This is a genomic window from Mycobacterium sp., from assembly GCF_040509115.1.
Lineage (GTDB): Bacteria > Actinomycetota > Actinomycetes > Mycobacteriales > Mycobacteriaceae > Mycobacterium.
Window position 1 is genome coordinate 1 of record NZ_JBEVLO010000249.1, and the last position, 7606, is coordinate 7606.

Consider the following 7606-nt stretch of genomic DNA (forward strand, 5'->3'; position numbering starts at 1 on the left):
CGGGCAGGAACCCCTGCGACCTCAGGATGGCGGCACCATCGATGCCGTCCGTGATGGCTCCGCCATCGATGCCGTCCGTGATGGTCGAGGTGTTTCCTGCTGCTGCGGTGGACATCGCATCTCCTTCTCGACCCCGTCCGAAGACCAGTCGCGAATTTCACTGAGTGAATGTTGCTTTCAACAAATGAAAATCTAGGAGACGTTGGGGCTGCTGTCAACAGGTCGGCCAGATCCGACCCGTGACGCCTGAGACTTCAGTGAGTACTGGTACCGTTCACTGGGTGAAATCCGATGCGCCGTCCGACAAGGGTTCGAGCCTCATCGGAGTGGAGCGCACGACCAGGATCCTTCAGTGCGTCGCGGACGCCGGTTCCGCCAATTTGACCGAAATCGCAAGGGGCACGACGCTCAACGAAGCAACGGTCTTGCGCTACCTGAACAGTCTCGCCTCGCTGGGGTTCATCGAACGCTTCGATGCGAACCAGTACCGGCTGGGTTGGGAGATGTTCCGCCTAGGCCGAAGGGCGTACTCCGGACAGGTGCCGTCGGATGCGATCCTCCCGACGATGGAACGACTGGTCGCCGAGTTCAACGAGACCGTGAACTTCGCCGTCAAGAAGGACCGCGCCGTCGTCATCATCGAGGTCATCGAGGGACGCCGGTCGGTGAAGAAGGTCACCGAGATCGGCCAGGTGGATCCGTGGCACGCCTCGGCGCTCGGCAAGGCGTTGCTGGCGTCGATGCCCGACGCAGACTGGCGCGAGATCGTCTCCGCGGTCGGCTTGCCTGCCTTGACGCCGCACACGATCACGTCGGTGAAGAAGTTGACCGCCGAGATCAAGGACATCCGAGAGCGCGGCTTCGCAGTCGACAGGGAGGAGGCCGAAGAAGAGTTGACGTGCGTCGCGGCCGCCATCCCCACGACGTCCGGTCGAGCCTCGTCCCACGCCCTCAGCGTCAGCTTCCTCACCCACCGGCTGCCCGAAGAGAGCATCGAACATGCTGGGCGACAAGTCGTTTCGGCCGCCCGAGAGATCGCCGCCAGACTTCCCTGACGAGGGCACCGTCCTAGTTGCAGAAGTGCAGAAGCCCCAGTGGGCCGGTGACGCAGCCACCCTGGCCGTAGTAGCCGCCGTACCCGTAAATCGGCGGTCCCCAACCCGGGCCGTCGTTCCAGCCTCGCCCATAGTTCCAGTCGCGCCCGTCGCGCCCGCCGCGCCAACCGGGCCCACCACCCCACGGACCTGGCCCGTGGCCGCCTGGATTCTCGGCCCACGCCGTCTGCGCCACGACAGGAGATGGTGCGGCATTCGCCACGCCCGTACCGATTCCGATCGCGGCGAACCCGAGCGCTCCCGCGATGGCGGTCCCGGCGGCGATCTTCTTGATGTCGATCATGTGAACCTCTGTACCTAGTACCGGAGGCGGCGCACCGGGTCGTCCATTCGATCCAGAGCCGTTCCGGGATAACGGAAGAGGCTTGAGTGCTTACACCTGCTTCCTAATATCGGACGGTACCCCCGCTGGGATGTGTAGAGGCTGTGCGGAGGGTATGCACCTTCTCACTCGGACTCGGGCCCACTCGCGCATGCACGAGGCAGGCACCTCGATCTTCCGCCGAATGGACGAACCGGTACCGTCCGCTCCGGTATACCGTGGTCGCATGCCCTCGGAACGACGCGAACCCACCGGAGCGGCCGTCTTCAACCCGGCGGTCACCGACGCGATCACCGTCGCCGCGGTCGACGCCCTCGTCGAGCACGGCTACGCCAAGCTGTCGATGGAAGGGGTAGCCAAACGTGCCGGCGTCGGCAAGAGCGCCCTCTATCGCCGCTGGCCGTCGAAGGTCGACATGGTCACCGATCTCCTTGCCCACCTCAGCGTGCCTGCCGACCCACCCACCGACACCGGGACGCTGCGCGGTGACCTCCGGGCACTTCTGCAGGCGGTCGCCGACTGGCTCACCGACCCGCGCATGCGCGCCGTGCTGCCGAGCCTGATCGCCGAGTACGACCGAAACCCGGCCCTGGCCAAGGCCAGTGCCACCCACATCGGCGATCCCCGCCGGGCATGGGGTCGCGAAGCGCTCGAACGCGCCGAGCGGCGCGGCGAGATCACGCCACGTCAAGTCGACTTGCTGCTCGACCTCCTAGCCGCGCCGACCTACTGGCGGGTCGTGCACGGACGTCCCGTCGACGAGGACTACCTCGACGATCTTGCGGACTTGCTGACGCGCAGCGTGAGTTGATCCACCCAACTCGACCCCAGCGGAGTTACGCGCCCGAATTTGCGGGTATAGCCACCCAGCACGATTTGGCGACGACGATGTCATCACGGCTGGAGGCCCGGCGTATGAGTTCCATCGAGGACACGGCAGAGGACGCGTCGGGGGCCGGCGGAAAGGCTCCCGGACAGTTGACCGGCGCGGTGGTCATCGTCGCGCTGGTCTCGGCCGTCTCGGGCATGTTGTACGGCTACGACACCGGCATCATCTCAGGCGCCCTCCTGCAGATCACCAAGGACTTCGGCATCGCCGAGTCCTGGAAGCAGGTCATCGCCGCGAGCATCCTCCTCGGCGCCGTCATCGGGGCGCTGACCTGTAGCTACCTCTCCGAGAAGCGAGGACGGAAGGGCACTCTGGTGATGCTCGCCGTCGTGTTCGTCGTGGGCTCGCTGGCGTGCGCAGTCGCGCCCAATCCGGAGTTGTTGTCCGTCGGGCGACTCATCCTTGGCTTCGCGGTCGGCGGCGCCACCCAGACCGCACCGATGTACGTCGCCGAGCTGGCTCCGCCGAAGTACCGCGGGCGTCTGGTGCTCTGCTTCCAGATCGCGATCGGGGTCGGGATCGTCATCGCGACCATCGTCGGTGCATCCGAGTCGATCCCGTGGCGGTGGTCGATCGGGATCGCGGCCGTGCCTGCCGCCATCATGCTCGGTCTTCTTCTGCGGCTGCCGGAAAGCCCACGGTGGCTGGTCAAGCAGGACGAGCGAGACAAGGCACGCGACGTGCTCGACGGGGTCCGCCCATCGGGCTACGACGTCGAAGCCGAACTCGACGAGATGGCCGATCTGGCCCACGAGGAGAAGACGGCCAAGACGCGCGGGTGGTCGGGATTGCGCGCGGCCTGGGTGCGCCCCGCGCTGATACTCGGGTGCGGCATCGCCATCTTCACTCAGCTCAGCGGCATCGAGATGATCATCTACTACTCGCCAACGATCTTGACCGACAACGGCTTCTCGGAATCCGTTGCCCTCGAAGTCTCCGTGGCGCTCGGCGTCAGCTACCTCGTCGCGCAGCTCGTCGGCCTCACCATCATCGACCGGGTCGGCAGGCGCAGGCTGACCCTGATCATGATTCCCGGCGCAGCGATCAGCCTATTCGTGCTGGGCTGGTTGTTCGTGTCCGGCAACAGCGGTCGCGACTCCATCCCCTTCATCATCGCCTGCCTGGTGGTGTTCATGCTGTTCAACGCAGGCGGCCTTCAGCTGATGGGCTGGCTGACGGGTTCGGAGACCTACCCGCTCGCCGTGCGACCCGCAGGCACGGCGGCGCAATCGGCGGCCCTGTGGGGCACCAACCTGCTCATCACGCTGACCCTGTTGACGTTGATCAGCGGGATCGGGGTCGGCCCGTCGATGTGGCTATACGGCCTGTTCAACGTCGCCGCCTGGTTGTTCGTCTACTTCCGAATGCCCGATCTCACCGGCAAGAGCCTAGAGGTGATCGAAGGCAAGCTGAGCGAGGGCAAGTTCCGGCCAAAGGACTTTGCCAGCTAGGCGCCGTGCGCATCTTCGGCATCACCGTTCCGCGACAACGTATTTCAGCGCGCCGAGTGTCTCCCGCATCAGCTCGGCCAGGTCCCGTTCGTTCGACTCGTCGATCCATCGCGCGAACGCGCTCCTGAAGACGGAGATGCCCGCCTCGGCCGCCAGTGCGGCGGCTGGATCGCTCACACCGCGGCCGCGCAATGCCGCGGCGACCGCTGCCGCCATTGACGCGAGCTTGGTCAGCTCGCGCTCCTGGAGGCTGGGGTTGGCGTCGATGACGGCCTGACGCCGTCGGGCGTGCTCGAGTCGGCCCGTGAAGAAGGCGGCAGTGGCGTCGAGAGCCACGGCGACGGTGTCGATGGGCGTCAGCGACGCGGCGGCGCCCGCAACGGCGTTCGCCATCACCTCGAGCAGGCCCTCCGACCCCGAGAACAGGACCTCCCGCTTGTCGGCGAAATACCGAAAGAACGTGCGCTCGGTGAGCCCCGCCCGCTCTGCGATGTCGGCCACCGCGGTGGGCTCGAAACCGCGCTCGGCGTAGAGCTCCAGTGCCGCCTCCTGCAAGCGGCCGAGCGCATCGGGCTGCCATCGGGCCATGTGGAGATATTAGTTGATGACAGCGGCTGACATCGCGGCTATGGTGGTGATGTCAGCTGCTGACATCAAATAGTGGAGGTTTTACATGCGTGTTCTCGTAACCGGCGCGTCCGGCTGGATCGGCTCCGCCGTCGTTCCGGAACTGCTCGGCGCGGGCCATCAGGTCGTTGGGCTGGCGCGGTCCGAGGAGTCGGCTGCCGCACTCTCGGACGCAGGTGTCGAGGTGCACCGCGGCAGCCTGGATGATCTGGACGGTCTTCGGGACGTTGCAGCGGCATCCGACGGGGTCGTCCACCTCGCGTTCAAGCACGACATTGCCTTCGCCGGAGACTACGACGGCGCGGTGGCGGCGGATCGTCAGGCCATCGAGGCTCTCGCAACCGCGCTCGAGGGCTCCGATCGACCGCTGGTGATCGCGTCGGGGACCACCGGGGTCGTGTCCGGTCGGGTGGCCACCGAGGAAGACGGTCGGGAGCCCGATGCGTCGGCTGCCGCCGCCATACAGGGCAGGCAGGCCAACGGCCAGTACGTCCTGTCACTGGCATCCCGCGGCGTGCGTTCCTGCGTGCTGCGCTTGCCCCCGACGGTGCACGGCGACGGCGACAACGGCTTCATCGCCACCCAGGTCGGCATCGCCCGAGACAAGGGTGTGTCCGGATACATCGGCGACGGCGTCAACCGCTGGCCCGCCGTGCACCGTACCGACGCCGCAAAGCTCTTCCGGCTCGCCGTCGAAGGGGCGCCTGCCGGTTCGGTGCTGCACGCGGTCGACGACGAGGGCGTCGCGGTCCGTGACATCGCGGAGGTGATCGGAAAGCACCTGAACATCCCGACCGTGTCCATCGCGCCCGACGAGTCCGGCGCGCACTTCGGCTGGCTGGCAGGCTTCCTCGGGATCGACAGCCCTGCCTCGAGCGCCACCACCCGAGAGCTGATGGACTGGCAACCCACGCAGCCCCGACTTCTCATCGATCTCGACGCGGGCCACTACTTCACCCCCGTTCGCTCGTAGCGGTCCGCCCGCCCGCCGACGGCGCCGCCCCTGGTGAGATACCTCACCGCGCGCTCCCCACCGAGCCGCGAGGGGCGGCGTCGTCGCGCCCATGACCGCCCGCGCCGACGGCTGTGCTCGGCAGCGGCCCGGCTACGCACGCGCGCGGACAAACGGCACGTCACCGATGTTGCCGAGACGTCGGCCTCGCCAGCCGGTCGATAGCTGAAAGGCGTTGAGAACCAACGTCGCCCACACCGTCCTCGCCCCAGGGGACGTGATGGCGCTCACTTCCTCACAGCTACGCACAGCAATCCATCAGGAATATTTAGCTTTGCTAACGTAGTTTTTCTTGATGCGCTGTTCAACGCGCACTAGCGATTCGATTACCTGATGTTTCAGAGGAGATCTCATGTCGACTCCACACCCCGCCACTGCACGCGAGACACGGCTCCTTCGTCGCTTCGAACGGTTGACCTCCGAATCTGGGGACCCGCAACTCGTTGCCGCCCAGCCTGATCCAACGATCACCGCCTCGCTCAACGAACCCGGCACCGTGCTCGCCGACGTCATTCGCAAAGTGATGACCGGCTACGCCGACCGGCCCGCGCTCGGCCAGCGAGCGGTCGAGTACGTGACCGACGACTCCGGCCGCACCGTTGCCGAGTTGCAGCCCCGCTTCGACACCCTGACCTACCGTGAGACGTGGGCCCGCGTCCGTGCGCTCGCCGATGCGTTGACCGACAACCCCGTTCGGCCCGGCGACCGGGTGGCGACGCTCGGCTTCACCAGCGCCGACTACGCCGTCGTCGACATGGCCCTGTCGTTGGTCGGCGCCGTCGCGGTTCCTCTGCAGACCAGCGCCCCCGTGCCGCAGCTACAGCCGATCCTGCTCGAAACCGAGCCGGTGGCAATGCTTTCCAGCGTCGATCACCTCGACGATGCCGTCCAACTCGCGCTCACCGCGCATGCACCGCAGCGTCTGGTGGTGTTCGACTACCACCCCCAGGTCGACGCCGAGCGCGAAGCCTTCGCGGCCGCGACCGACCGCCTCGCAGCGCGCCACGTGAGCGTCGAGGCCCTCGACGACGTGATCGCCGCGGGCGCACGGCACACCGATGGCCCTGAAGTAACCCGCGGCGACGGTGACGAACTACGACTGCTGATCTACACCTCCGGCAGTACGGGAACCCCCAAGGGCGCCATGTACACCGACCGACTGATGGCCAACTCCTGGCGGGGATGGTTCAGCCCCGACTGGGACACCGACGGCAGATTGCCAGCCATCACGCTGAGCTTCATGCCCGTCAGCCACGTGATGGGACGCGTGATCCTGTACTCGACGCTGGGCGCGGGCGGCACCGCCTACTTCGCGGCCAAGAGCGATCTGTCCACGCTGCTCGACGATCTGGCGTTGGTGCGTCCGACCAAGCTGGACCTCGTCCCCCGCATCTGGGAGATGCTCTTCCAGGAAGTGCAGAGCGAGACCGACCGTCGCACCGCCGACGGCGACGACCGCGACGCCGTCGAGGCCCGCGTGATGGCCGAACAGCGCGAGAATCTCCTTGGTGGGCGCCAGTTCTCGGCGCTGACCGGGTCAGCCCCCATCTCACCCGAGCTTCGCGAATGGGTCGAGGAGTTCATCGACATCCATTTGATCAACGGCTACGGTTCCACCGAGGACGGCGTGGTCCTGGTCGACGGCCAGATCCGTCGTCCTCCGGTGATCGACTACAAGCTGGTGGACGTGCCCGAGCTGGGGTACTTCGCGACCGACCGGCCCCATCCCCGCGGTGAACTGTGGGTCAAGTCGGCCGACGTGATCCCTGGCTACTACAAGCGGCCCGAGGTGACGGCCGAGCTCTTCGACGCCGACGGCTGGTATCACACGGGCGACGTGTTCGCCGAGATCGCCGACGACGAACTGATCTACGTGGATCGGCGCAACAACGTGCTGAAGCTGTCGCAGGGCGAGTTCGTAACGGTCTCCAAGCTCGAAGCGGCCTACGGCGGGCATCAGTCCGTGCGTCAGATCTTCGTGTACGGCAACAGCGCCCGCTCGTATCTCCTTGCGGTGATCGTCCCGACCGACGACGCTCTGGCCCGCGCAGGCGGTTCCGTCGAAGGAGTCAAACCGCTGCTGAGCAACGCCCTTCAGAGCGTCGCACGAGAAGCCGGGTTGCAGTCTTATGAGATTCCCCGGGACTTCATCGTCGAGACGACGCCGTTCACGTTGGAGAACGGTCTGCT

Annotated in this window: 7 protein-coding genes; 5 read left to right on the forward strand and 2 right to left on the reverse strand. The window is 66.3% G+C overall.

The window, feature by feature from the left end:
- The first annotated feature begins 281 nt into the window (after nucleotides 1-281).
- Nucleotides 282-1055, forward strand: coding sequence for an IclR family transcriptional regulator (locus tag ABW137_RS17025; protein WP_526402033.1), 774 nt, complete (start codon nucleotides 282-284; stop codon nucleotides 1053-1055).
- 13 nt (nucleotides 1056-1068) lie between these two features.
- Here ABW137_RS17025 and ABW137_RS17030 read toward each other — a convergent pair whose 3' ends face one another.
- A complete protein-coding gene (locus ABW137_RS17030) occupies nucleotides 1069-1398 on the reverse strand; it encodes a hypothetical protein (protein ID WP_526402035.1) in 330 nt (109 codons plus the stop codon).
- A 265-nt stretch (nucleotides 1399-1663) separates the two neighbouring features.
- Between ABW137_RS17030 and ABW137_RS17035 the strand changes: the two genes are divergently transcribed.
- Nucleotides 1664-2248, forward strand: a complete 585-nt coding sequence (locus tag ABW137_RS17035; protein ID WP_526402037.1) for a TetR/AcrR family transcriptional regulator — start codon at nucleotides 1664-1666, stop codon at nucleotides 2246-2248.
- A gap of 104 nt (nucleotides 2249-2352) precedes the next feature.
- Nucleotides 2353-3777, forward strand: a complete 1425-nt coding sequence (locus ABW137_RS17040) for a sugar porter family MFS transporter (RefSeq protein WP_526402039.1) — start codon at nucleotides 2353-2355, stop codon at nucleotides 3775-3777.
- A 21-nt stretch (nucleotides 3778-3798) separates the two neighbouring features.
- On the opposite strand, the gene ABW137_RS17045 is transcribed toward ABW137_RS17040, so the two are convergent.
- The gene (locus ABW137_RS17045) at nucleotides 3799-4365 is read right to left on the reverse strand and encodes a TetR family transcriptional regulator (RefSeq protein ID WP_526402041.1); all 567 of its coding nucleotides are present in this window, start codon (nucleotides 4363-4365) and stop codon (nucleotides 3799-3801) included.
- Nucleotides 4366-4450: 85 nt separating this feature from the next.
- On the opposite strand from ABW137_RS17045, the gene ABW137_RS17050 reads away from it, so the two are divergent.
- A complete protein-coding gene (locus tag ABW137_RS17050) occupies nucleotides 4451-5377 on the forward strand; it encodes an SDR family oxidoreductase (RefSeq protein ID WP_526402043.1) in 927 nt (308 codons plus the stop codon).
- 391 nt (nucleotides 5378-5768) lie between these two features.
- On the forward strand, nucleotides 5769-7606 hold a 1838-nt coding region (locus tag ABW137_RS17055), incomplete at its 3' end, for an AMP-binding protein (protein WP_526402045.1).

Bases quoted from the DNA above. Each gene is read 5' to 3' on its own strand.
- ABW137_RS17040 (WP_526402039.1), top strand. From the start codon at position 2,353: ATGAGTTCCATCGAGGACACGGCAGAGGACGCGTCGGGGGCCGGCGGA.
- ABW137_RS17050 (WP_526402043.1), top strand. From the start codon at position 4,451: ATGCGTGTTCTCGTAACCGGCGCGTCCGGCTGGATCGGCTCCGCCGTC.
- ABW137_RS17045 (WP_526402041.1), bottom strand. From the start codon at position 4,365: ATGGCCCGATGGCAGCCCGATGCGCTCGGCCGCTTGCAGGAGGCGGCA.
- ABW137_RS17035 (WP_526402037.1), top strand. From the start codon at position 1,664: ATGCCCTCGGAACGACGCGAACCCACCGGAGCGGCCGTCTTCAACCCG.
- ABW137_RS17030 (WP_526402035.1), bottom strand. From the start codon at position 1,398: ATGATCGACATCAAGAAGATCGCCGCCGGGACCGCCATCGCGGGAGCG.